Origin of the sequence: Micromonospora sp. R77 (genome assembly GCF_022747945.1) — a bacterium.
In the GTDB taxonomy this organism is placed as follows: domain Bacteria; phylum Actinomycetota; class Actinomycetes; order Mycobacteriales; family Micromonosporaceae; genus Micromonospora.
The window spans coordinates 6,527,515-6,550,691 of record NZ_JALDST010000001.1 but is presented as its reverse complement, the minus strand read 5'-3'; the positions used below and the strand labels follow the sequence as shown (position 1 = coordinate 6,550,691).

Below are 23,177 nucleotides of genomic sequence, written 5' to 3'. Positions count from 1 at the left end.
CAATTCCTCCTCGGACTAGTCCTGGCAGGACTGGTCTTGAGCTGGATAGTAGGGTGGGTGGCGACTACGAGCAAGTGAGACGGAGGACACGCGGGTGGCGTCGTCAGAACGGGGCATCGTGGGCTGGCTCGCCCTCGGCCTTCTCCTGGATGGGCCGGCGAGCGGGTACGACCTGTGGCACCGCGCGGAGCGGTCGGTGGCGCACTTCTGGCCCGTGACCAAGTCCGCCCTGTACGCCGAGCTGCCGCGACTGGAGGACCGCGGCCTCGCCAGCTCGACCGAGGTGTCCCAACGGAACTACCCGGACAAGCGCATCTACGCGGCCACCGAGGCTGGACGAGCCGCGTTCGTCGACTGGCTCACCAGCGTCGAGCTGGCCGAACGACCCCGGCACCCGCAGCAGCTGCTGCTGTTCTTCGCCGCCCACGCACCGGCCGCGCACACCCAGCGGCTGCTGGCCGGCTGGCGGCGGCAGGCCGAGCAGGTACGGGAGAACTGCCGACAGATCCTCTTCGCCAAGGGCATCCAACCCGATGGGCGGCAGGTGCCGGTGCCCGCGGACCCACGACTGCTCACCGCGCTGTTCGGGATGCGCCGGTCGGAGGCCGACCTGGCCTTCCTGGACGAAATCGCCGCCACCTTCCGCGCCACCGGGGACGCTCGTCCGGACCCGTCCGATACCCGCGTACGGGCAGCCGATTCCTGATCCCCGCTCGTCGGCCTCCGCCGCCTCGGCGGTGGCCGAGCCCCACCGGCAGGCCGACGGGGCGGAGCTGACCGGGCCTACCCGGACGCCTGCGGCTGCGGATAGAGCCGGGCCAGGGCGTGGGCGGTGGCGGTGAACCGGTCCCGCAACTCGTCCGGCGCGAGCACCACCACCTCCGCGCCCAACTTGAGCAGCTCGACGTGGCCGTGCTTGACCGACTCGATCGGCACGGTGGTCTCCAGCCAGCCGTCCGCGTCCGGTTCCCCGGCGGCGGCCCGCGCGGCCCGGCTCATCGCCGGCGGGAAGACGTACGGCATGAACTCCAGCGCCGCCACGGTCAGCCGGATCCGGGCCTCGCCCCGGTAGACGTCCCGCTCGTACCGGTCGCACCAGGTGCGCCAGTACGCGGCCAGGTCGAACTCCGCCGGCCGGTCGAACCGGTCGTCGCGCACCACCAGGTCGAGCACCGCGCCGACCCGGTAGGTGCGGACCTCGTCGTCGCAGTTGGCCACCAGATACCAGCGTCCCGCCTTCAGCACCACGCCCAGCGGGGCGAGCACCCGGGTCACCTCCCGGGGCGTCTTCCACCGCCGGTAGCGCACCTGCACCATCCGGTCCTCCCACACCGCCCGGGCCAGCCCGGTCAGGTGCGGAGTGGGCTCCGGCTCGCGGAACCAGCCCGGCGCGTCCAGGTGGAACCGGTGCCGCATCCGGCCACCCCGGTCGGCCAGCTCGTCCGGCAGCGCGGCGAGCAGCTTCAACTCGGCCGCCGCGAGCACCGGCCCGAGTCCCAGGTCGGCGGCCGGTCCCGGCGCGCCGGCCAGGAAGAGGGCCTCCGCCTCCGGCGCGGTCATTCCGGTCAGCCGGGTGCGGTAGCCCTCCAGCAGCCGGTAGCCGCCGGCCGGGCCGCGGTCCGCGTACACCGGCACCCCGGCGGCACTGAGCGACTCGACGTCCCGGTAGACGGTGCGGACCGACACCTCCAGCTCGTCGGCGAGCTGCTGCGCGGTCAGCCGCCCCCGGGTCTGCAGGAGCAGCAGCAGGGAGACCAGCCGACCGGCGCGCACCGCCCGACCGTATCGCCGGTCGGCGGAAAACCGGTCGCCGGGTCGCGGCCCGGCTGGCAGAGTCGGAGCCGACAGCGCCGCCGATCCGCAGGAGCCGACCGACACATGTGATCCGCAGGACGCGGCCGGGCCCCGCCCGCCGCCACGGCCCCCGACCGCCGCCCGTCCCGGGCGCGGTCCCACCTGCCGTCCCGCGGAGGACCACCCGTGTTGAAAGCCGTCGGTCTCAGCAAGCACTACGACACCGAGCCGCTCTTCGTCGACCTCGACCTGATCGTCAACGCCGGCGACCGGATCGGCCTGGTCGGCCCGAACGGCGTCGGCAAGTCCACCCTGCTGCGGGTGCTCGTCGGCGCGGAACCCCCGTCGGCCGGGCACGTCACCCGCGCGCCGGGCACCACCATCGGGTACGTCACCCAGCAGGTGCCCGACCCGGACACGAGCGTCGGTGACTTCCTCGCCGACGGCCTCGGTGAGCTGCGTCCGCTCGCGGACGACCTGCGCGACCTGGAACGGCGCCTCGCCGACGGTGACACCGGCGCCCTGGAGGCGTACGGGCAGGCGCAGGAACGCTGGGCGGCGCTGGACGGCTGGCGGGCGCAGGCCCGGCTCGCCGAGGTCCGCCAGCGCCTCGACGTCGACCACCTCGACGACGCCACCGCGTTGCACCGGGTCAGCGGCGGGGAACAGGCCCGGCTCACCCTGGCCCGGGCCCTGCTGCACGACCCCGACCTGCTGGTCCTCGACGAGCCGACGAACCACCTCGACGCCGAGGGCATCGCCTGGCTGGGCGAGTGGCTCGCCGGGTTCCCCGGCGGGGTGCTAGTGGCCAGCCACGACCGGGCGTTCCTGGACCGTACGGTCGGGCGGATCGTCGAGCTGGACGGCATCCACGACGAGCCGCAGACCTACACCGGTGGGTTCACCGACTACCGGGCGGAGAAGATCCGCCGCTGGCAGCGGCTGCTGACAGACTACGAGGCGCAGCAGAAGGACCTGCGGCGCTGGCTGGCCGACATCGACCGGACCAAGGCGCAGGCGCGCGGGGTGGAGGAGTCGGTGCGCAGCGGCCTCGGCTCCGACCAGGTGCGCCGCTACGCCAAGAAGGTGGCGAAGAAGGCCAAGGCCCGGGAGCGGCGACTGCGCCGGCAGCTCGACTCGGTACGGTGGCTGGCGCAGCCGCGTACCCGACCCCGCCTGTCGCTGGCGTTCGGCCCGGACGCGCCGGCGGACGTCGAGGTGCTGCGGGCCCGCGACCTGACCGTGACCGCCGGCGGCCGGACGCTGCTGGCGGGGGTGGACCTGAGCGTGCGCGGCGGGGACCGGATCCTGCTCAGCGGCGCCAACGGCGCCGGCAAGACCACCCTGCTGCGGGTCCTCGCCGGGCAGGTCGCGGCCGACGGCGGCACCGTCGACGCCGCGACCGGCGTCGCGCTGCTGCCGCAGACCCACGACGACCTGCGCACCGACGTCACCGTCCTGGACCACTTCCGCTCCCGGGTCCCGGTGTACGCCGACGACGCCGAACGGCTGCTGGAGGGTTACCTGTTCGGCCCGGACCAGTGGGACGCGCGGCTGCGCACCCTGTCGGACGGGGAGCTGCGGCGGCTGCTGCTCGCGATCATGGTGAACAGCCCGGCGCGGATGCTGCTGCTCGACGAGCCCACCAACTTCCTCGACTTCGACTCGCTCGAGGTGGTGGAGGCGGCGCTGCGCCAGTTCCGGGGCACGGTGGTGCTGGTCAGCCACGACACGTGGTTCGCCGACGCGGTGGGGGTCGGCCGGCGGTGGCGGCTCACCGACGGCCGGCTGACCGAGCGGACCGTGTGACCGGCCTCGGGATCAATGGAACCGTAGGACGATGGCCTAGGTCCACTCGGCGCTCGACAGTGACCAGCAGATCCTTGCCCGCACCGAGCCGGTCCAGTGCGGCGTCGTCCATGCCCGCAGTCACAGGTTGTTCGCGTAGAAGTTGGTGAGTCGTCCGGCGGCGGCGTCGACGTGTGCGGGGTCGTCGTACATTTCGTAGTGGCCGGCGCCGTCGATCACCATGAGGTCGACGGGGTTGGGGGCCAGTTCCCACAGCTGCATGCCCGTGTCGTAGGAGCCGGTGTTGCCGGTGCGTCCGGCGAGGATGACCTGCAGGGGCTGGGTCATGAGCTGATCGGCCAGGTGGAACGCGTCGTAGCCCAGCAGGAGGGGGTCGCTGCGCAGGAGGCGCCGGTTCGTGGAGTGTTCGTTGCCGCCGCGCTCGGTGCGGTAGTAGGTGACGGCCTGGGTGGTGTCGATGTCGGTCAGGCCCGCTGCCGTGGCGTCCTCGAGGGTGTCGGGCAGCCAGTTGACGCGGGTCGTCTCGCCGGAGCTGGCCTCTTCGGTCCGTGCGTCGGCGAGGGCGTCGAGTGCTGCGGCCGGACCGTCGGGGGAGAAGCCGCGGAACGCGGCGCCGATGTTGACGGGGACGACCGTGCCGACCGCTTTGATGCGGTGGTCCGTGCGGGCGGTGTGCACGGCGTAGCCGCCACCGGCGCAGATGCCGAGGACGCCGACGCGCTGCGGGTCGATGCCGGCGGTCGTGGTGAGCGTGTCGATGGCGTAGGAGATGTCCTCACCGCGGCGGTAGGGGTCTTCGAGGTCGCGGGGCTCGCCCTCGCTCTGGCCCTGATGGGCGGGGTCGAGGACGAGCGCGGCGATGCCGCGGGCGGCGAGACGGGAGGCGTAGTTGGCGCCGATCTGCTCCTTCACGCTGCTGCCCGGGGTGGAGAGCACCACGGCGGGCAGCGGTGCGCTGCTGTCGGCGTTGTCGGGCAGGTGGAGGTCCGCGGCGAGGTTGAGGGGACCGCGCGGGATCGTGAGGTGCTGGATCATGGCTGGCTTCCTTCGTGAGATTGTTGTTCCATGGAAGTTCAGTACAAGAATGCATCTTGTACGATCTGGAACTAATACGAGACTGTACCACCTGGATGGAGGGGCCGCATGTCGGTCGACGGGGCGCAGCTGTGGACGCTGAACCAGCGGCTGCTGGCAGTCGTGATGGATGCCTGCACGGAAGGGCTGACCGAGCTCGGGTTGGAGACGAAGGAGTTCTTCGTCCTGGCCGAGGTGGAGGCATCGCCGTACCCGGCCGAGATCGCGACCGCGCTGCTGCTGCCCAAGGCGAGCGTGACGGTCTACGTCCGCAACCTCGTCGCCAAGGGCTTCATCCGCCGCGAGATCGACGAGGCGGACCTGCGGCGTCACCGGCTCGTACTGACCGACGAGGGCACGAAAGCACGCGATCGAGCACTTGCAGCCCTCGCAGCGGAGTACGACCGCAGGCTGGCGAGGGTCACCCCCCACGACCGCGTTGAGCTGCAACGCATCCTCAAAGCGATGCTCGCCCCGCCCGCGTCAGGCAGTAAGCGCGAGTGATTCGTCCGTCCGGTGCTCTGCTGCGGGGAGGTGCTCGTCTCGGTCGGCCTTGACCGCGGCTGCGGCGGTCGCAGGATCCTTGTCCACCGGTCGCGCCTGGCCACGCCCGGTGCACTGGCGTTCCGCGCGCACATGCTGAGTCTCACCGGGATGGTTCGGCACGTCACGAGCCCCGTTTCCCGCCCTGCCAACGGTGCCAGATCCAGGCGCGACCGCCGGTGACTGGCCTCGCCGAACCCCGGGCCAGGGCCTCCCAGCTGTTCCTTCCCAGCGCAAGGCCCGCCGCGAGTACGAGAGCCGCGTCGGCGCCCTCGTGCCGATCGAACCATGATCGTCCTCACCGATGACCACGGTTCCATTGATCCCCGAGGCCGGTGACGGCGCGCCTCGTCGCCAATCGTCGCCCGGGCTGAGAGCCTTTCTCACATGCTGCGTCCCGACGTCCCGGTGCTGTCCCGCGCCTCGACGCGTCCCGCCCCGCGCGGCGGGCCGACCGACTTCACCGAGGCCTGGCTGCGCAACCGGCGGCTGTCCGAGCACACCCGCGACGCGTACCGCCGGGACGTGGCCGGGTGGCTGGCCTGGTGCGCCCGGCACGAGCTGGACCCGCTGCGCGCCAACTTCCTCGACGTGAACGCCTACGGCCGGGAGTTGGAGTCCACGACGGCCGTGCGCAGCGGCCGGCCGCTCACCCCAGCCACCGTGGCCCGCCGGCTGTCCGCCCTGTCCAGCTGGTACGACTTCCTGGTCAAGCTGCGCGCCGTCGACGCCAACCCGGTGGCCGGCGCGGACCGCCCCCGCATCGACCGGGACCACTCCGCGACGATCGGTCTCACCCCGGAGGAGGTGGACGCGCTGCTCACCGCCGCCGAGGCGGAGAGCGGCCCGACCGCCGCCCGCAACCGGGCCGCCATCGCCCTCCTGGCCGACCTGGGCCTGCGGGTGGGTGAGCTGATCTCGCTGGACCTGGCCGACCTGGGCGCCGAGCGGGGGCACCGCAGTGTGCGGTTCGTCGGCAAGGGCGGCAAGGTGCGCCGCCGCGCGCTGACCCCCGGCACCGCGTACGCGCTGGACGCCTATTTGTCGACGCGGGCCGCCGCGCAGGGCGTGAGCGTGCCGGAGCTGACGGGTCCGCTGCTGGTCACCGCGACCGGCGCCCGGCTCGACCGGCACTCGGTGTTCCGGCTGGTGCGGCGCCTCGCGCAGACCGCCGGCATCCCGGCGTGGGCGAAGCTGTCCCCGCACTCGCTGCGGCACGCCTTCGCCACCACCGCCCGCGCCGAGGGGGTGCCGCTGGAGGACGTGCAGGACGCGATGGGGCACGCCGACCCGCGCACCACCCGACGCTACGACCGGGACCGGCACAACCTGGACCGCGACCCGGCGTACGTGATCTGGGCCGCCCGGGCCCGCCGCCGCAGCTGACGGCCGGCCCGCTACCGCACCCGTACCGGCACGGTCAGCCGGCCGTCGCGCATCTCGGCCAGCTGGTCGACCCCGGTGAGGTGGCTCGGGTCGTGGGTGACCAGCACGGTGGCGGTGCCCTGCTCGCGGGTCAACCGGGTGATCAGGTCGAGCACGGCGGCGCCCCGCTCGTGGTCCAGGGCGCTGGTGGGTTCGTCGACCAGCAGCACGGTGGGGTCGTTCATCAACGCCCGGGCGATGTTGACCCGCTGGCGCTGACCGCCGGAGAGCTGGTGGGGGCGGCGCCCGGCCTGGGCGGCGAGGCCGACCGCGTCGAGCAGTTCCAGGGCCCGGCCGCGGGCCCGGGCGGGGGAGCGCCCGTCGAGCTGCGCCATGACCTGGAGCTGTTCGGCCGCGGTGAGCGACGGCAGCAGATTGGGCTGCTGGAAGACGATGCCGATCCGGTGGCGGCGCAGCTGCGTCAGCTCGCCGCGGCTCAGGCCGGTGGTGCGGGTGCCGGCAACGGTGACGGTGCCCGCGTCCGGGGTGATCAGGGTGGCCGCCACCGCGAGGAGGCTGGACTTGCCGGAGCCGGACGGCCCCACGACGGCGGTCAGGCTGCCCGCGGGCACGGTCAGGGTGACCCGGTCGAGCACGGTCAGGCGCGCGTCGCCGTCCGGATAGCTGAGGGTGATGTCGTGCAGTTCCAGGCTCATCGGGCGCTCCCCAGGGCGGTCAGCGGGTCGACGGAGGTGATCCGGCGGATGGACAGGGCGGCGCCGAGCACACCGATGGTCACCATCACGGCGGCCGGCACGCCGACGGTGGCGGGCGTGAGCAGGAACGGCACCGCCGAGCCGGCGACGACGGCGCCGAGACCGGCGGCGATGCCGGTGCCGACCAGGGTGCCGCCGACCAGCAGGACGACGGCCTGCCCGAGCGCGTCGGTGAGCAGCGTGGTGGTGGAGGCGCCGAGGGCCTTCAGCACGGCCACGTCACCGCTGCGCTGGATGGTCCAGACCGTGAAGAAGGCACCGATGACCAGCGCGGAGATGGCGAACAGGAAACCGCGCATGAGCTGCAGTGAGCCGTTCTCCGAGGCGTAGGAGCCGATCGCGGCCAGCGAGTCGTCCCGGGCGACGGTCCGGGTGCCGGCGGCGACGTCGGCCCCACGCACGTCCACGCCGGAGGTGGTGTCCAGGGCGATGACGGTGGCGGTGGGGCCGTCGGTGCCGCCCGCGGGGGGCGCCAGCCGCTGCCACCGACCGAGACCGGTCCAGACGACCGGGGTGTGGCTGAACGAGGCGTCACCGCGGACCGCGGCGACGGTCACCTGCTGCCCGGCGAGGGTGACGGTGTCGCCCACGGCCACGCCCAGATGGTCGGCGGCGGTGACGGACAGGACCGCCGTCCGGTCGTCGATCCGGCTGCCGGCGGGGGCGAGCGTGGAACCGGGCCGGACCCCGAAGGCGGAGACCGCGACGGTCCGGGTGCCGGCGGTGGCCCGGGTGGTGGTGATGCCGAGCGGTTCCGCGCCGCGTACGCCGGGCGTTGCGGCCCACCGCTGCCACTGCCGCTCGGTGACGGTGGAGTTCGCGTACGACAGCTCCTCGCCCTCGCCCGGCGCGGCGAAGGCGATCCGGTCCGCGGGCAGGCCGGTGATCGCGGAGATGTTCTGCTGGCCCAGTCCGGCGGTCAGCCCGGACAGCAGCCCGACCAGCAGGGTGATCAACACGATGACGGTTCCCATCAGGGCGAACCGTCCGCTGGCGAACCTCAGGTCTCTCCAGGCGACGAACACGTTGCGGACTGCCTCTCAACGGCGGGACGTGGACGTCTCCACCATCGCCGCCGAGCCCCGCCCGGCGCGTCCGGCACAGGACAGCACCTGACGGGCCGAAGGACGGCACCCGGGTTGCATCGTTCGACAGAGGCGCCCGGACGCCGAGGGCCCCTAAGCTGGAAGGACCGTGAACACCGCTCCCGCCACCCGCGTCCTGACCTGGTGCCTGCACCTGCTGGTCGTCGTGCTGCTCGCGCTGACCGCCTGGCGGGCGGTCACCGGCGACCGCCCGTACGCCGGGACGGTCGTCGCCGTGGCCGTGGCGTGCGGTCTGGTCTACGCGGCCGGGCCGCTGCTGCCCCGGTCGGCCGCTCCCGGCGGGCCGCCGCGGGGTGGCTGGCCGTGCTGGGCGCCGGGTGGTTGGTGCTGCTGGCCCTGTCTGCCGACGGGGTGTGGCTGGCCTTCCCGCTGTACTTCCTGCAGCTGCACCTGCTGTCCCGCCGGGCCGGCCTGGCCGCCGTGGCGGCCACCGCGGCGGCGGCCGTCGGCGGCTTCGCCGCGCACCAGGGCTCCTTCCACCCGGCGATGGCCATCGGCCCGTTCCTCGGCGCGGCGGTGGCGGTCGCCGTGGTGTGGGGCTACCAGGCCCTGTACCGGGAGAGCGAACAGCGCCGGAGGCTGATCGAGGAGCTCACCGCGACCCGCGCGGACCTGGCCGAGGCGCAGCACACCGCCGGTGTGCTCGCCGAACGGGAGCGCCTGGCCCGGGAGATCCACGACACCCTCGCCCAGGGCTTCTCCAGCATCCAACTGCTGCTGCGGGCCGCCGAGCGGGCCCTGCCCGGCACGCCGGAGAAGGCCGCCGGCCATGTCGACCAGGCCCGCCGCGCCGCCGTCGACAACCTCGCCGAGGCCCGCCGGCTGGTCGCCGCGCTCGCCCCGCCGGCCCTCGAAGGGGTCACCCTGGGTGACGCGTTGGCCCGACTGTGCGCCGCCACCGACGCCCGGCACCGGCTCACCGTGCGGTTCGACCTGACCGGCGAGCCGGTGCCGTTGCCGGCCGCGTCGGAGGTCGCCCTGCTGCGCGTCGCGCAGTCCGCCCTCGGGAACACCGTCCGGCACGCCGACGCCACCACCGCCGACGTCACCCTGCGCTATCTCGGTGACCAGGTCGCGGTGGAGGTCGTCGACGACGGGCTCGGCTTCGACCCCGACCGTCTTCCCGTACCCGATCCGGAGACCGGTGGGTTCGGGGTGGCCGGGATGCGTGCCCGCGTGCTGGCCCTCGGCGGCACGCTCACCGTCGAGTCCGCGCCGGGCCGCGGCACCGCGCTGGCCGCCCGGCTGCCCCTGGCCCCGCAGGCGACGGAGGTCCGGCCGTGACCGACGCCCCGATCCGGCTGCTGCTGGCCGACGACCATCCCGTGGTCCGCGCCGGGCTGCGCGCGGTGCTGGAGACCGAACCCGGCATCGAGGTGGTGGCGGAGGCCGCCACCGCCGAGGAGGCCGTCGCCCGGGCCGGCGCGGGCGACCTCGACGTCGTGCTCATGGACCTGCAGTTCGGGGTGGGGATGACCGGGGCCGAGGCGACCGCCGCGATCACCGCCGGACCGCACGCCCCCCGGGTGCTGATCGTCACGACGTACGACACCGACGCCGACATCCTGCCCGCCATCGCCGCCGGCGCCACCGGCTACCTGCTCAAGGACGCCCCGCCCGAGGAGCTGGCCGCCGCCGTCCGGACCGCCGCGGCGGGCCGTACCACCCTGGCCCCGGCCGTCGCCGACCGGCTCATGAGCCGGCTGCGCGACCCCGGCACGGCGCTGACCCGGCGCGAGACCGAGGTGCTCGCCCTGGTCGCCGGCGGGCTGTCCAACCAGGCCGTCGCCGCCCGCCTGCACCTGACCGAGGGCACCGTCAAGTCGCACCTGGCCCGGATCTTCACCAAGCTGGGCGTCGACTCCCGGACCGCCGCCGTGGCCACCGCGACCCGGCTCGGTCTGATCCGACGAATGATCTGAACGGTGTCCACAATGGCCCGTACGGAGCGTTGACAGGTCCACTACCCATAGGCGATCGTCGCTGGCGTGATGGGGCACAGCGCAGCGCGGGCAGAGCGGCACGACGGACGGGACGTGGTGGAGGAGCACCGCTACGTGATCATCGGCGCGGGCCCCGCCGGCCTGCAGTTGAGCTACTACCTGCAGCAGGCCGGCGGCGACTACGTCACCCTCGAACGCGCCGCCGCGCCCGCCGGGTTCTTCCGCCGGTTCCCCCGGCACCGCCGGTTGATCTCCCTGAACAAGGTGCACTCGACCAGCACCGACCCGGAGATCCGGCTGCGCTGGGACTGGAACTCGCTGCTGCACGAACCGGCCGACCTGCCGTTCGCGAAGTACAGCAGCGAGTACTACCCGCACGCCGACGACATGGTGCGCTACCTGACCGACTTCCAGCGCTACCACCAGCTCGCGGTGCGCTTCGACACCCCGGTGCGGCAGGTGCGGCGCGACGGCGACGGCTTCCTGCTGACCACCCCGCAGGGGACGCTGCGCGCCCGCTGCGTCATCGTCGCCACCGGCTGGGGGCGGCCCAACGTCCCCGACATCCGTGGCATCGAACACGCCACCGGCTACGAGGACATGGCGACGGACCCCGCGCACTACGCGGGCCAGCGGGTGCTGATCATCGGGAAGGGCAACTCGGCCTTCGAGACCGCCTCGTCGATCCTCGGTCACGCCGCGATGGTCCACCTGGCCAGCCCCCGCCCGCTGCGACTGGCCTGGAACACCAAGCACCCCGGTGACGTCCGCGGCCACCACGGCGCCGTGCTCGACAGCTACCAGTTCAAGACCCTGCACTCCGTGCTCGACTGCGTCATCGACGAGATCCGCCCCGTCGGCAACCGGTACGAGGTGCACCTCACCTACACCCACGCCGACGGCGAGACCGCGGTGATGGAGTACGAGTCGGTCCTGCGCTGCACCGGCTTCGCCATGGACACCTCGCTGTTCGCCCCCGACTGCGCGCCGGCGATGGTGCCCAGCGGCCGGATGCCCGTCACCACCCCCGACTGGCAGTCCCGCACCGTCGACGGGCTCTACTTCGCCGGCACCATCGCCCAGGACCGCGACTTCAAGCGCGCCTCGTCGGCGTTCGTCGACGGTTTCCGCTACAACCTGCGGGCCCTCACCGCGCTGCTGCGCGAGCGCTACGAGGACGTGCCGCTGCGGCACGACGTGGTCGACGGCGACCCGGACACCCTCACCTCCGTGGTGCTCGACCGGGTCAACTGGAGCTCCGCCCTGTGGACCCAGTTCGAGTTCCTCAGCGACGCCCTCGTCGTCGACCCCGACGGCCGGGTACGCCACTACGTCGACCTGCCCGAGGACCACCTCCGCGACCGCTTCCGTGACCACCCGCACTACTACACGTTCGGGCTGCGGTGGGGGCGCGACGAGTACGGGGACGTCTTCGCCATCGAGCGCCACCCGCAACCCGACCGGGCCGCCGAGAGCGCCTTCATCCATCCGGTGGTACGCCGCTACCGGGGGGACACCCTCGTCGAGGAGCTGCACCTGCTGGAGGACCTGCTCGCCGAGTGGCGCCGCCCCGACCGGCACGTCGCGCCGCTGCGGGACTGGTTCGCCCGCGAGCTGCCCCGGTCGCGCTGAGCGGCGGTCACCGCCGTACCAGTACTTCCCGCAGGGGCTTGCGCGCAAGGTCCGGCACGAACGCGTCCGGGGCGGGGAACCCCACCGGCATCACCACGTAGGGCCGTTCCTCCGGCGGTCGCTCGCAGACCGTGTTGAGGAACCGCATCGGGCTCGGGGTGTGCGTGAGCGTCGCCAGGCCCGCCTGGTGCAGCGCCGTGATCAACAGGCCCACCGCGATGCCCACCGACTCCTTGACGTAGTACGGCTTCGGGGTGCGCGGGCCCTGGTGCACCTCGAACACCACGATCACCACCGGCGCGACCTCCAGGAACGGCTTGCGCCAGTCCGTGCCCATCGGCGCGATCGCCTCCAGCCACTGCGGCGAGGCGCGCCGCTGGTAGAACTCCTTCTCCTCGGCCTCCGCCGCTTCCCGCAGCCGGCGCTTGCGGTCCGGGTCGGTGATCACCACGAACCGCCACGGCTGCAGGTTCGCGCCGCTGGGCGCCGTGGACGCCGCCCGTACCGCCTCCTCGATCACCTCCATCGGCACCGGATCCGGCGCGAAGTGCCGGATGGAACGCCGGCCAGCCATCCGGTCGGCGAACTCGCGTGCCGTCGCGACCATCTGCGCCGCCGGCAGCACCGCACCGCCGGCCGTGGCCCCGATCGTGTTCATGCTGGCCTCCTCACCCCACCCGTCCTCCAGCATCACCCAGACCGGGCCCCGACGGGTTACGCGAAAAAGCTCTCCTGGGTCGCCTCGGCGTCGCTGACCGACGCCGCCAGGAAGTCCACCGCGTCGGTCAGCACGCCGCGCCGGGCCACCGCCGCCCGTTGCCGGGTGGCCCCGCTGCCGGCCGCCAGCAGCGACCGTAGCCAGCCGTCCACCAGCTCCGCGTCGCCGTACGACCGCAACCGGGGCATCGCCTCGGCGACCGCGTCGGCCAGCGCCTCCCGCGCCGGGCGCAACCGACCCGTCGTCACGTCCAGCACCTCACCGTCGAGGCCGTCGCGCGCCGCCCGCCAGTACGCCGCCCGCAGCAGCTCGGCCGGGATGTCGGGGCCGGTGTCGCCGCCGACCACCGCCTCGTCGGCGTGTGCCGCCCACGCCCGCACCAGCGCCGCCACCAGCGCCGACTCCGGTGCCGTCACCGGGACGTCGGCGACCCGCACCTCCACGGTCGGGTGGGTCACCGACGGCCGGATGTCCCAGAACAGGGTGCCGGCGTCGACGACGGCACCGGCCTCGTGGAGCATGGCCACCACCCGCTCGTAGTGCTCCTGCGAGTCGAACCGGGGCGGGGGACCGGCCACCGGCCACCGGGGCCAGATCATCGTGCGCCAGCTCGCGTACCCGGAGTCCCGGCCCTCCCAGTACGGCGAGTTCGCGGTCATCGCCACCAGCAGCGGCAGGTACGCGCGCAGGTGGTTGCCGACCAGCAGCGCCCGCTCCCGGTCCGGCATCTCCACGTGCACGTGCAGGGCGCAGATCGCCAGCTCGTCGTGCAGCCCTCGGAACGTCGCCGTGCCCCGGTCCTGCCGCGGCCCCCGGGTCACCGGCGGGTCGGCCGCGCCGGGCAGCACCGACGTGCCCGACGCGATCACCCGCAGCCCGTCGGCCGCCGCGGCCCGGGCCACCACCCGGCGCGCCTCGACCAGTTGGTCGACCAGTTCCTTGACCGAACACACCGGACTGGTCCGGGTCTCGACCTGCAACTCGGTGATCTCACCCGACACCCGCGGTCCGAGACGGTCGGCCGCCCGGGCCACCACCGCCGCCGCGCGGGGCACCACCGTCCGGGTCGCCGCGTCGACGACGAGGAACTCCTCCTCCACCCCGAGCCGCGGGCCGGGCCCCGCGTCGTGTCGCGCCATCCCGACAACCGCCTCCCACTCGCGGTCCCACCGGCCGCTCGACACGGCCCCGCGACAGGGTATCGGCGACAGGACGCCAGGAACACCCTGCGTCAGCTCACGTTGACGGTGCGCTCGCCGGAGTCGGCAGGCCGGCGGTGAGCAGCTGCCCGACCATGGCCGCCAGCAGCGCGGTGCGTTCGGGCATCCGGGACACGTCGACCCACTCGCCGCGCGCGTGCGGCAGCCCACCGACCCCGCCCAGACCGTCCAGGGTGGGCACTCCCAACGCGCCGGTGAAGTTGGCGTCCGACGCCCCCGACGCGTACGCGCCACGGACCGGTGGCAGCCCCAGCCGCGCGGCGGCGTCCTGGGCGAGGCGCAGCAGCGGCGCGGACACCTCCTCCAGCAGCGGATACCGGTTGATCCCGCCGCCGACGCTCAACCGGGATCCGGCCAGGTGGGGTCGCAGCGCGCGGACCAGGTCGTCGACGCGGTGCAGCTCCTCCCGGGTCCACGCCCGTACGTCGATCGAGAGCACCGCCGACTCGGGCACCACGTTCGACATGGTGCCGGCGGTGAGCACGGTCGGGGTCACCGTGGTCTCCCCGGCGGCGAACCGTTGCACCGCCAGCACCTGGTGCGCCGCCTCGACGCCCGCGTTGACGCCCCGGTGCGGTTCCACCCCGGCGTGCGCGGCGCGTCCGCGTACCGTCAGCCGGTATGCGGATCCGCCCTTGCGGGCGACCTTCAGCTCACCGGCCTCGGTGGACGGTTCACCGACGAGAACCGCACCGGAGCGGGCGGCCTGCTGTTCGATCAGCGCCCGGGAGCCGGGCGAGCCGCTCTCCTCGTCGCAGGTCAGCAGCAGGCCGACCCGCGAGGTGTCCGGCAGCAGCGTCAGCGCGGTGAGCATCTGCACGATGCCGGCCTTCATGTCGCACACCCCGGGCCCGGTCGCGAGGGTCCCGCGTACCGAGAACGGCCATTGCTGGATCGTCCCGGCCGGCCACACCGTGTCGAAGTGTCCGAGCAGCAGCACCTGCTGCTGCGCGGCCGGCCACAGCAGGTGCGGCAGGCCGTCCACCGTCACCCGCTGCGCGGGCCGGCCCATTGCCGTGCTGCCCCAGGTGTCCAGCAGGTCGGCGCAGGCCGACAACCCGTCCACCGCTCCCGGTGGTGACTCGCAGGTCACCAGCTCCGCCAGTCGGTCGACCATCGACGTCGCCCTGACCTGTGCCCCGCGCAGCATGTCCGTCACGTCCGTCATGGATCGATCGTGTCACCGGTGGCGGGCTGCGACCGGGTGCGATCGTGCTCAGTAACCACCACGGTCGTCGATATTCCATTGCCGGAGTGAGTGCTCACTCCGCCGAATGTCCGCATGACCGACATCGAGGAACGCCGCCGCCGAGTGCCCGGCATGAGCCCCGAAAGACGCCGCGACATGATCGTGCGAGCGGCCCTCCCGCTGCTCACCACGTACGGGCCGGCGGTCACCACCGCCCAGGTGGCCCGCGCCGCCGGCATCGGTGAGGGCACCGTGTTCCGGGCCTTCGCCGACAAGAACGCCCTGCTGGAGGCGTGCGTGGCCGAGGTGCTGCGCCCCGACACCGTGCTCGACGAACTGGCCGCGGTCGACGTGGCGCAACCCCTCGCGGACCGCCTCGTGGCCGCCGCCACCGCCCTGCTGGCCCACCTCGACCGGCTCGGCGCGGTCCTGGGCGCCGTTCACGCCGCCCGCCGGCCCGAGGACGACCAGGGACCGCGACGGGCTCCGGCACCCGAGGCCGGGCGCACCGGCCGACCCGGACGCGACGAGTCGACCGAGGCCGTACGCGACGCCGTCGCCGCGTTGTTCGTGCCGGACCTGGACCGGCTCCGGCTGCCCGCCGACCGGCTGGCCGACCTGTTCGTCACGCTGCTGACGCCCCGGCGGCAGGCGCTCGGCACGCCGCCCGCCCCGGCCGAACTGGTCGACCTGTTCCTGCACGGCGCGCTCACGCCCACCGGGGAGGCCCGGTGACCGTCACCCTCAACCACACGATCGTGCCGGCGCTCGACCACCGGGCGGCGGCCCGGTTCTTCGCCGACGTGATGGGCCTGCCCCTGCTACCGCCGGCCGGCCGGCACGGCCACTTCGCGCCGGTCCCTCGCCTGCGATGTGGAGCCTCGCGGTCCGATGGCCGGTATGTATCGTATGACGTACTAGAGGGGGTGTTGCGGTGGTGCGCCGTACCGACCAGTTGACCTGGGGAAACCCGCCGGTGCTGATCCTGGGTAGCTTGGCGGGTGGCCCGAAGCACGGGTACGCGATCGTGCAGGACGTCGCCGAGCAGGCGGGGATCACGATGGGGCCCGGGACGCTCTACGGTGCGCTCGCCCGGCTGGAGGAGCAGGGCCTGGTGGAGGCGCTGCCGGGGGACGACCGTCGTCGGCCGTACCGGCTGACCGCGGCGGGGGCGCAGGCGTTGTCGCAGCGGTTGACCGACATGTCGCGGTTCGCGCGTACCGGCCTGGCGCGGTTGTCGGCGGCGCTTCCGTGATCCGCGTACTGCTGGCCTGCTACCCGCCGTCGTTCCGTGAACGGTACGGCGCCGAACTGGCGGCGCTGGTCGAGGACGCCGGTGCGGGGCCGCGCGCGTGGGGGGATCTCGCGGTCGGCGCGGCGGCGGCGTGGCTGTACCCGACGTTCACCGGCGAACCGGGCGAGCGGGTGCGGATGCGGGTGCAGGCCGGGCTGTCGGTGATCTGGGTGGCCTGGTGGGTCGGGATGCTGACGGTTCCGGTGGTGGCGCGGGCCTTGCTCGATCCGCCGGCCCAGGGTGCGAACGGCGTCGTGCGAACGCTGGTGGAATGCACCTGGCTGGTGTTGCTGGCCGGCGGTGTCCTCGCGGCCGGCGGCGCGGTGCCGCTGGTCCGCCGCGTGCTGCTGCCGGCGCTGCGGTCGGGCCGCAGCCGGGTGTGGCGACCGCTGATGCCCGCCGCCGTGCTGCTGGTGCTGGAGTCGGCGGTCACCGGTGGCCTGTGGCTGCTGCGGCGAGGACATCCGGCGGTGTGGCTGCACCCGTCCACCGCGTTCCTGGCGGCGGTGCTGGGGTGGCTGGCGGGGCTGGTCGCCCTCGCGGCGGTCAGTGCGGCCGGTCCGCCGGTCGCTCTGCGCCGGGCCGCACCGCCGGTCGGGGTCATGCGGCTGCCCGCCGTCCTGGCGACCGGTGTGACGGTCGCGCTGACCGTGCTCGCGGTCGTGCAGGCGGCGGCGGTGCTGCTGGCCGGTCACGACGACCCCTGGGCGTTCGGCGCCGCGGTGATCGCGGTGGTCGCCGCTGCCGGCGCGTTGTCCAGCACCCGGCGGACGATCCCGGCGCTGTGGATGACGCGCCAGCATTGACCCGACTATCGTCTCACGTAGTATCGTCTCACGTACGAGCGGGCGGGGGCGAGCGGACATGGGCGAGGACCACCCACCGGCGATGGTGCGCCGCGTGTCCTGGTGGTGCGTGGGTTGCGCGGTGTTGTTCACCGGGTTCGCGGTTGCCACGACGCAGGTGCGGGCACTGCGCGCGCACAGTCCCTGGCGGGACGACCCGTACGACCTGGTGGTGTCCTGCACCCAGCTGCTGGTACCGGTGCTGGCGGTCGCGTTGGCGATACGGCTCGCCCTCCCGCGTCCCGCCGCCGCGCCGAGGGATCTGCAGCGCGGCGGCCGGGCGTTGCTGGGCATGGTCACGGCGACCGCGGCAGCCGACTGGGCCGCGGTCGGCCTGGGCGTACACGAGGAGGGGTGGGGCGGCACGGGCCGCCTGCTGATCGCGGCGCTGGCCCTGGTCAGCCTGGTCACGTTGACGGTCGCCGCAACGATGTGGTGGACCACTCGGCGGAGCGGTGAGCCCGCCCAGATCCGGCCCGATCGGGACTGGGTCGACGACGTGGTGTCCGGCGTGGGTGCTCTGGTCGGACGACACGGCAGGACCGGCCGCGCCGGGGTGGAAGCGCTCGACCGGGTGCGGCGGGTACTCGTCGATGGTCGGTACGGGTTGCGCCGGCACCGGCTGGCCGCCGTGGTGCTGGCCGGCGTCGTCGTGTCCGTGGGGTTCACTGTGGCCGAGGCGCTCGGTGACGGCCTCGGGCCGCACCCGGTCGAGGCGGCGGCGATGCGGCTGATCATCGGTACCGCCTGCCTGGTCACGGCGTTGATCCCGCTCAACGCCTACCTGGGCGTGTTACGACCGGCCGACCCGGCCCCGGCGCGGCGTCCCGGCCTGGTGCGCGCCGGCTACGCGGCGGTCGCGAGTGTGCCGGTCGCCGTGGCGTTCCGGGACGGCATCGGCGCGCTGGTCGACTTTCCGGTCACCAGTTGGGGGCGGCTGGCCGGCGTAATCGTGGCATTCGCGGCACTCGCGGGGCTGATCACCCTGCTGGTGCAGGCGGTCCGACGGCGTCGACGCCGGCTGACCAGGGCCTTGGTCGCGGTGCCGCTGGCGCTCGTGCTGGCCCTCGTCGGCACGGTGGGCTACCTGGGCGTACGACACGTGCTGCCGCGGAGCCTACCGGCGCCGACGGGGCCGTACCGGGTGGGCCGGACCGCCTTCGACTGGACCGACACCGACCGCATCGATCCGCTCGCACCCGAACCCGGGCAGCACCGTGAGCTGTCGGTGTGGGTGTGGTACCCCGCGCCGGCCGGCATCTCCGGACGGCCGGCACCGTATGCGCCCGGTCACTGGGCGCGGATGCTGCGCTTCGGGATCCTGGCCAACCGCCTCGACGCCGTACGCACCCATGCGGTCGCCGAATCGCCGGTGGCCGCCGGCCGGTTCCCCCTGGTCGTGTTCGAACCCGGGATGGGGCTGGCCGCGCCGCAGTTCGCTGCGTTGGCCGAGGACCTGGCCAGCCACGGCTACGTGGTCGCCGGCCTCACCCCGACCTACAGCGCCAACGTCACCGTCCTGGAGGGACACGCGGTGGGACGTACGCCGGCGGGCAACCCGCAGGACTTCGATCGTGCCGGCGGGGATCGGCTGGTGCCGGTCTGGGCCGCCGACGCCCGCTTCGTGGCCGGTCGGACGGCCGCTGCCGGTGGCCCGCTGACCGACCATGTCGACGCCTCGCGAGTCGCGTACGTCGGGCACTCCTTCGGCGGCGCCGCGTCTTTGCAGGCCTGCCACGACGACCCGCGCTGTGCGGGCGCGGTCGACCTGGACGGCACCCCCTACGGCACGGTGGTGCACCAGGGGCTGGCCGTGCCCGTGATGCTGCTCGGCACGCCCGGTGACTGCGTCGCCGGGGCCTGTCACCCCAGGGACGCCGTCGAGGACGACATCGACGCCGCCAGCCGGAGTGTGCGCGCGGCCAGTACCGGCCCCGTGCTCCGGTACGAGATCGTCGGGGCGAAACACTTCAACTTCACCGACTACGGCGCCTATTACATCCCCGCACCACTGCACGGACTGGTGCAGCTCGGCGAGCTGAACGGGAGCAGAGCCCTGGCCGTCGTGTCCGCCTGTGTCCACGCGTTCGTGGACCATGTGCTGCGCGGTCAGCCCGAGCCTCGGCCGGATCCCCGCTACCCCGAGGTGCGCCCCGCGCCCTGAGCACCGCGTCTACCGAGCACGACGGGGAAGATCGTCGGGCTTCCGACGACCCGACGACGTCGTCCCGCCCGCGCGAGTGTCCGACCCCGGTCCTACGGTCGCGGGATGCGACACGGACTGGAGATCTGCTGCGGTGGGCCGGCGGTGACGGCGTCCCTGCTGGTCGAGTTGGGGGAGCTGGCCGAGCGGGCCGGCTGGGACGGCGTGTTCCTCGAGGACTACCTGATCCACTACGACGGCGATGATCCGCCCACCTACGACCCGTGGCTGCTGCTCGCCGCGATCGCCGGGCACACCGGGCACATCCGGTTGGGCACGACGGTGACGTCACTTCCGCGTCGACGGCCGGCGAAGCTCGCGCGGGAGGTCCTCACCCTGGACCACCTCTCCGCCGGTCGGGCCACCGTGGCGGTCGGCGTCGGTGACCCGGGCGACCGGGGCGTCGCGGCGTTCGGTGAGCAGACCGACCTGAAGACCCGGGCGGCCATGCTGGACGAGGGCCTGGACCTGCTGGTCGGGCTGCTCGGCGGCGTCCGGGTCGCGCACGAGGGTGTCCACTACCGGGCCGACGGGGTCACCCTGCGGCCGGCGCCGGTGCAGACCCCTCGGGTGCCGGTCTGGGTGGGCGGCAGCACCCAGGCCGGGGCGGTGCGGCGGCGCGCCGCCCGCGCCGACGGGATCGTGCCCTACAAGCTGACCGACACCGACGGGTGGTCGGACTTCACCCCGGACGAGGTGCACGAACTGGTGGCGGCGCTACCGGCGACGCGGGCCGACGGCGAGCCGTTCGACGTGGCGATCGGGGGCCGGCGACGCCGGGCGGACGAGCGCGCCGAGCGGGCGTACGTGGGCGAGTTGGCGGCGGCGGGGGCGACCTGGTGGTTGGAGTTCGTCAAGGCCGGCGACCCGGAGGAGATGCGGGCGGCGGTCGCCCGGGGCCCGCTGCGCTGAGAACATCGGCGCGTCGGGCGGGTGGATCCCGCCCGACGCGCCGGGTGCGTCGTCAGCCCTGCGGGCGGGGGCAGATGCAGAACGGCTGGCCGATCGGGTCGATCAGCACCACCCACCGCTCGCCGCCGGGCTGCGCCTCGGGCCGGGTGGCCCCGGCCGCCACGAACTCCTTCTCGGCCACGCCGAGGTCGTCGACGTAGAGGTCGAGGTGGTAGCGCTTGCCGGCGGTCTCGTCCGGCCAGGCCGGCGGCGCGTATCCGGGGACCAGACCGAACCCGATCGAGGTCCCATCCTTGCTGATCATGGCGTACTCGGCCTGGCTGTGGGTGATCTCCCAACCGAGGACACGGGCATAGAAACCGGCGTGGGCGACCGGGTCGGAGCTGTCGAGGTTGACCATCGCGAGGTCGGCGGTGACTGTCATGCCGGTCATCCTGTCGGCAGATCCTGACACCTTCTGGCAGGTACGCGGGAAACTGTTCAGCAGAGCAGCTCCAGGTGCCGGTGTGCCTCGGCGGCCACGTCCTCGTGCCGCAGCCGGCGGCGCGCCCAGAGCCGGGCGGCCACCTCGGCCTGCTCGTCGCCCCACGCGGCGTGTTCCACCAGCAGCGCGGTGGTCAGCGCGTACGCCAGCCGCAGGGCGAGTCCCCGGGCGCCCGCCACCACGTCGACGCCGGTCGGGTCGGCCGTCACCGTGGTGAGGGTGGCGCGCAGCTCGGCGGTGACCTCGGCGAGGGTGTCGGCGAGCGCGGCCGACAGCGGGCGGGCCAGGTCCACGGCGGCGGCCAGCCGGTGCAGCAGCGGCGCGCCGGCGTCCTCGCGGGTGACCGCCCGCAGCACGTCCAAGGCCAGCACGTTCGTGGTGCCCTCCCAGATCGGCAGCACCTGGGCGTCGCGCAGCAGCCAGGGCACGCCGGTGTCCTCGACGTAGCCGGCGCCGCCGAACGCCTCCACGTACTCACTCGCGGAGGCCACGGCGAGCCGGCCGGTGGCGAGCTTCGCCAGCGGCGCGACCACCCGCAGCTCGGCCGCCGCGGCCGGGTCGGCGTCCACCTCCACCCGGCCGAGCAGGGCGAACGCGTGCCCGGCGAGGACGAACGCGCCGGCCGCGTCGACCGCCAGGCCGCCGAGGGTGCCCCGGTGCAGCGGCGACTCGGCGAGCCGGCCCCCGGCGACCTGCCGGGCCTGGGCGTACGCCAGCGCGTGGGCCAGTCCCCGGCGCATCCCGGACGCCGCGGCGGAGGCGTTGTGCACCCGGGTCACCACGACCAGGGTCATCGCCCGGCCCAGCCCCGGCACGGCCGGGTCGCCGAGCGGCAGCGCGTACGCGTCGTGCAGCCCGATCTCGGCGGTGGGCAGCGCCCAGGTGCCGAGCTTGTCCTTGAGCCGGTGCACGGTCACCCCGGGGGCGGGGGCGTCCGGTGCGACGCTCACCCCGGTCAGCGGCGAGTCGGCGGCGTACCGGGGCACCAGGAACGGCGCGAGCACCCGGCTGCCCCGGCCGGCGCCGTCGGGTCGGGCGAGGGCGACGGCCATCGGTGCGTCGGCGGCGGAGCAGAACCACTTCTCGCCGGTGAGCCGCCACGAGCCGTCGGCGGCGGGCCGGCCGATGGTGCTGGAGCGGGACAGGTCGGAGCCGCCCTGCGACTCGGTCATCCACTGCCCGCTGACGATCGCGGTGTCCGGGTCGGTGGAGATCAGGCGGGGCAGCCAGGCGTCCCGGATTCCCGGGTCGACGTCGGGGAGGCTGAGCAGCGCGGCGGCGCCGTCGGCCATCGCCACCGGGCAGGAGAACGTCGCCGACTCGGGGGCGTACAGGTGCAGCAGGGCGTGCTGGACGACCCGGCGCCGGCCCCCAGGTGCCGCGGGCGGCGTCCAGCCAGGGCAGCGCGACCACGGCGTGCCGGGCGGCGGCGGCCGTTGGGCCTGCCAGCCGGCGGAGGTGGCGACCCGGTCGACGCGGGCGCCCCAGGGTCGTAGCGGACCAGGGTGGGCGGGTGCGCCTCGGCGTCGGCGTGCGCGGCCCGCAGCGGCCGACCACGTCGGCGGCCAGGTCGGCCAGGCGGCCCTTCGCCGCGGCGTGGCCGGCCGGTCCGAGCTGCCGCTCCAGCCACGACCGCAGCAGCGGGTCACCGGTGTACGGGTCGTCGGGGCCGGGCACCGGCTGCACGTAACGGGTCATCCGTTGCTCCTTCGCGGGTCTGCCGCCGACCGTAGACGATCGGACCCCGACGGCGACAGGGCCGGAAGTTCCTGCGCGGGGGCGTCCCGGTTCTCTACCGTCGGTGGTGATGGGCAGCGGTCAGTCCTGGCGCAGACCCGCCCGGCGGGGCCGGCCGGTGCGGACCGGCCTGCTCTTCGGTGGCCTCGGCATGGGCGTGTGCCTGGTCGGGGTCGCCGGCCTGGCGTTGTGGAACGTGCAGGTGGTGATGCAGGCCAGCGGCCCGGTACGGGACACCGCCGACGGGTTCTTCCGGGAGGTCTCCGTCGGCGAGGTCGACAAGGCGTACGAGCGGCTCTGCGCCGACACCCGCCGCCGCTGGAGCGCGGTCGGCTTCGACAGTTGGCTGCGTACCCCGCCGCTGGTCAGCGGCTATGACATCACCGACGTGTCGATCCAGACCCGGGGTGGTCGGCCGCGCGCCACGGTGACGGTGCGGGTGGTCCGCGACGGGGGCGCCGCCGAGACCCGTCCGGTGCCGGTGGTGCAGGAGAACGGCCAGTGGCGGGTCTGCGGCGACCCGTTCTGAGCCC

The 23,177-nt window shown here is 74.0% G+C and carries 22 protein-coding genes; 13 read left to right on the top strand and 9 right to left on the bottom strand.

The features are described from left to right. The first annotated feature begins 94 nt into the window (after positions 1-94). On the top strand, positions 95-706 hold the full coding sequence (locus MRQ36_RS30435) for a PadR family transcriptional regulator (protein WP_242800171.1): 612 nt from the start codon (positions 95-97) through the stop codon (positions 704-706). Between the two features lie 77 nt (positions 707-783). Here the strand turns inward: MRQ36_RS30435 and MRQ36_RS30430 are convergent, their stop codons facing one another. Then, positions 784-1,773: a YafY family protein gene (locus tag MRQ36_RS30430; protein WP_242800170.1), complete on the bottom strand. Its 990-nt coding sequence runs from the start codon at positions 1,771-1,773 to the stop codon at positions 784-786. Positions 1,774-1,980: 207 nt separating this feature from the next. Between MRQ36_RS30430 and MRQ36_RS30425 the strand changes: the two genes are divergently transcribed. Further along, positions 1,981-3,603 (top strand): ABC-F family ATP-binding cassette domain-containing protein, encoded by a 1,623-nt coding sequence (locus MRQ36_RS30425; RefSeq protein WP_242800169.1) that lies wholly within the window; start codon positions 1,981-1,983, stop codon positions 3,601-3,603. A gap of 120 nt (positions 3,604-3,723) precedes the next feature. Here MRQ36_RS30425 and MRQ36_RS30420 read toward each other — a convergent pair whose 3' ends face one another. Beyond that, the gene (locus MRQ36_RS30420) at positions 3,724-4,638 is read right to left on the bottom strand and encodes an alpha/beta hydrolase (RefSeq protein ID WP_242800168.1); all 915 of its coding nucleotides are present in this window, start codon (positions 4,636-4,638) and stop codon (positions 3,724-3,726) included. Between the two features lie 108 nt (positions 4,639-4,746). Between MRQ36_RS30420 and MRQ36_RS30415 the strand changes: the two genes are divergently transcribed. Then, positions 4,747-5,181: a MarR family winged helix-turn-helix transcriptional regulator gene (locus tag MRQ36_RS30415; protein WP_242800167.1), complete on the top strand. Its 435-nt coding sequence runs from the start codon at positions 4,747-4,749 to the stop codon at positions 5,179-5,181. A gap of 426 nt (positions 5,182-5,607) precedes the next feature. Further along, positions 5,608-6,606, top strand: a complete 999-nt coding sequence (locus MRQ36_RS30410; RefSeq protein WP_242800166.1) for a tyrosine-type recombinase/integrase — start codon at positions 5,608-5,610, stop codon at positions 6,604-6,606. An 11-nt stretch (positions 6,607-6,617) separates the two neighbouring features. On the opposite strand, the gene MRQ36_RS30405 is transcribed toward MRQ36_RS30410, so the two are convergent. Both MRQ36_RS30405 and MRQ36_RS30400 read right to left on the bottom strand, forming a co-directional pair. Further along, positions 6,618-7,301, bottom strand: coding sequence for an ABC transporter ATP-binding protein (locus MRQ36_RS30405; RefSeq protein WP_242800165.1), 684 nt, complete (start codon positions 7,299-7,301; stop codon positions 6,618-6,620). After that, entirely contained in the window at positions 7,298-8,335 is a 1,038-nt protein-coding gene (locus MRQ36_RS30400) for an ABC transporter permease (protein WP_242800164.1), read from the bottom strand. The genes MRQ36_RS30405 and MRQ36_RS30400 overlap by 4 nt, the downstream gene beginning before the upstream one ends. A 435-nt stretch (positions 8,336-8,770) precedes the next feature. Between MRQ36_RS30400 and MRQ36_RS30395 the strand changes: the two genes are divergently transcribed. The 3 genes from MRQ36_RS30395 (at position 8,771) to MRQ36_RS30385 (ending at position 12,042) form a co-directional block, all read left to right on the top strand. Continuing rightward, the gene (locus MRQ36_RS30395; RefSeq protein ID WP_242800163.1) at positions 8,771-9,751 is read left to right on the top strand and encodes a sensor histidine kinase; all 981 of its coding nucleotides are present in this window, start codon (positions 8,771-8,773) and stop codon (positions 9,749-9,751) included. Next, positions 9,748-10,389, top strand: a complete 642-nt coding sequence (locus MRQ36_RS30390) for a response regulator transcription factor (protein ID WP_242800162.1) — start codon at positions 9,748-9,750, stop codon at positions 10,387-10,389. The genes MRQ36_RS30395 and MRQ36_RS30390 overlap by 4 nt, the downstream gene beginning before the upstream one ends. A gap of 69 nt (positions 10,390-10,458) precedes the next feature. Beyond that, a complete protein-coding gene (locus MRQ36_RS30385; RefSeq protein WP_242801476.1) occupies positions 10,459-12,042 on the top strand; it encodes an NAD(P)-binding domain-containing protein in 1,584 nt (527 codons plus the stop codon). Positions 12,043-12,049: 7 nt separating this feature from the next. Here the strand turns inward: MRQ36_RS30385 and MRQ36_RS30380 are convergent, their stop codons facing one another. The 3 genes from MRQ36_RS30380 to MRQ36_RS30370 form a co-directional block, all read right to left on the bottom strand. After that, complete coding sequence (locus tag MRQ36_RS30380) at positions 12,050-12,649, bottom strand: nitroreductase family protein (protein WP_242801473.1); 600 nt, start codon at positions 12,647-12,649, stop codon at positions 12,050-12,052. 107 nt (positions 12,650-12,756) lie between these two features. Then, on the bottom strand, positions 12,757-13,899 hold the full coding sequence (locus tag MRQ36_RS30375; protein WP_242800161.1) for a glutamate--cysteine ligase: 1,143 nt from the start codon (positions 13,897-13,899) through the stop codon (positions 12,757-12,759). 97 nt (positions 13,900-13,996) lie between these two features. After that, positions 13,997-15,148 (bottom strand): M20/M25/M40 family metallo-hydrolase, encoded by a 1,152-nt coding sequence (locus MRQ36_RS30370; RefSeq protein ID WP_242800160.1) that lies wholly within the window; start codon positions 15,146-15,148, stop codon positions 13,997-13,999. Positions 15,149-15,262: 114 nt separating this feature from the next. On the opposite strand from MRQ36_RS30370, the gene MRQ36_RS30365 reads away from it, so the two are divergent. The 5 genes from MRQ36_RS30365 to MRQ36_RS30345 all read left to right on the top strand — a co-directional run bounded on the left by MRQ36_RS30365 (position 15,263) and on the right by MRQ36_RS30345 (position 20,423). After that, a complete protein-coding gene (locus MRQ36_RS30365) occupies positions 15,263-15,904 on the top strand; it encodes a TetR/AcrR family transcriptional regulator (RefSeq protein ID WP_242800159.1) in 642 nt (213 codons plus the stop codon). Between the two features lie 199 nt (positions 15,905-16,103). Next, entirely contained in the window at positions 16,104-16,424 is a 321-nt protein-coding gene (locus MRQ36_RS30360; RefSeq protein ID WP_242800158.1) for a PadR family transcriptional regulator, read from the top strand. After that, positions 16,421-17,269, top strand: coding sequence for a hypothetical protein (locus tag MRQ36_RS30355; protein WP_242800157.1), 849 nt, complete (start codon positions 16,421-16,423; stop codon positions 17,267-17,269). The genes MRQ36_RS30360 and MRQ36_RS30355 overlap by 4 nt, the downstream gene beginning before the upstream one ends. Before the next feature lie 58 nt (positions 17,270-17,327). Beyond that, on the top strand, positions 17,328-19,472 hold the full coding sequence (locus tag MRQ36_RS30350; protein ID WP_242800156.1) for a hypothetical protein: 2,145 nt from the start codon (positions 17,328-17,330) through the stop codon (positions 19,470-19,472). A gap of 105 nt (positions 19,473-19,577) precedes the next feature. Beyond that, on the top strand, positions 19,578-20,423 hold the full coding sequence (locus MRQ36_RS30345) for an LLM class flavin-dependent oxidoreductase (protein ID WP_242800155.1): 846 nt from the start codon (positions 19,578-19,580) through the stop codon (positions 20,421-20,423). A gap of 52 nt (positions 20,424-20,475) precedes the next feature. Here MRQ36_RS30345 and MRQ36_RS30340 read toward each other — a convergent pair whose 3' ends face one another. Next, positions 20,476-20,847, bottom strand: a complete 372-nt coding sequence (locus tag MRQ36_RS30340) for a VOC family protein (protein ID WP_242800154.1) — start codon at positions 20,845-20,847, stop codon at positions 20,476-20,478. Positions 20,848-20,903: 56 nt separating this feature from the next. Then, the gene (locus tag MRQ36_RS30335) at positions 20,904-22,199 is read right to left on the bottom strand and encodes an acyl-CoA dehydrogenase family protein (RefSeq protein WP_374250947.1); all 1,296 of its coding nucleotides are present in this window, start codon (positions 22,197-22,199) and stop codon (positions 20,904-20,906) included. Positions 22,200-22,714: 515 nt separating this feature from the next. On the opposite strand from MRQ36_RS30335, the gene MRQ36_RS30330 reads away from it, so the two are divergent. Continuing rightward, positions 22,715-23,173 (top strand): DUF4878 domain-containing protein, encoded by a 459-nt coding sequence (locus MRQ36_RS30330; RefSeq protein ID WP_242800152.1) that lies wholly within the window; start codon positions 22,715-22,717, stop codon positions 23,171-23,173. Positions 23,174-23,177 lie beyond the last annotated feature (4 nt).

Excerpts from the sequence above, each read along its gene's own strand:
- MRQ36_RS30345 (WP_242800155.1), top strand. The coding sequence starts at position 19,578 with ATGCGACACGGACTGGAGATCTGCTGCGGTGGGCCGGCGGTGACGGCG.
- MRQ36_RS30410 (WP_242800166.1), top strand. The coding sequence starts at position 5,608 with ATGCTGCGTCCCGACGTCCCGGTGCTGTCCCGCGCCTCGACGCGTCCC.
- MRQ36_RS30405 (WP_242800165.1), bottom strand. The coding sequence starts at position 7,301 with ATGAGCCTGGAACTGCACGACATCACCCTCAGCTATCCGGACGGCGAC.
- MRQ36_RS30330 (WP_242800152.1), top strand. The coding sequence starts at position 22,715 with ATGGGCAGCGGTCAGTCCTGGCGCAGACCCGCCCGGCGGGGCCGGCCG.
- MRQ36_RS30375 (WP_242800161.1), bottom strand. The coding sequence starts at position 13,899 with ATGGCGCGACACGACGCGGGGCCCGGCCCGCGGCTCGGGGTGGAGGAG.
- MRQ36_RS30385 (WP_242801476.1), top strand. The coding sequence starts at position 10,459 with ATGGGGCACAGCGCAGCGCGGGCAGAGCGGCACGACGGACGGGACGTG.
- MRQ36_RS30365 (WP_242800159.1), top strand. The coding sequence starts at position 15,263 with ATGACCGACATCGAGGAACGCCGCCGCCGAGTGCCCGGCATGAGCCCC.
- MRQ36_RS30380 (WP_242801473.1), bottom strand. The coding sequence starts at position 12,649 with ATGGTCGCGACGGCACGCGAGTTCGCCGACCGGATGGCTGGCCGGCGT.
- MRQ36_RS30400 (WP_242800164.1), bottom strand. The coding sequence starts at position 8,335 with ATGGGAACCGTCATCGTGTTGATCACCCTGCTGGTCGGGCTGCTGTCC.
- MRQ36_RS30335 (WP_374250947.1), bottom strand. The coding sequence starts at position 22,199 with ATGGCCGACGGCGCCGCCGCGCTGCTCAGCCTCCCCGACGTCGACCCG.
- MRQ36_RS30420 (WP_242800168.1), bottom strand. The coding sequence starts at position 4,638 with ATGATCCAGCACCTCACGATCCCGCGCGGTCCCCTCAACCTCGCCGCG.
- MRQ36_RS30350 (WP_242800156.1), top strand. The coding sequence starts at position 17,328 with ATGGGCGAGGACCACCCACCGGCGATGGTGCGCCGCGTGTCCTGGTGG.
- MRQ36_RS30340 (WP_242800154.1), bottom strand. The coding sequence starts at position 20,847 with ATGACAGTCACCGCCGACCTCGCGATGGTCAACCTCGACAGCTCCGAC.
- MRQ36_RS30370 (WP_242800160.1), bottom strand. The coding sequence starts at position 15,148 with ATGACGGACGTGACGGACATGCTGCGCGGGGCACAGGTCAGGGCGACG.
- MRQ36_RS30415 (WP_242800167.1), top strand. The coding sequence starts at position 4,747 with ATGTCGGTCGACGGGGCGCAGCTGTGGACGCTGAACCAGCGGCTGCTG.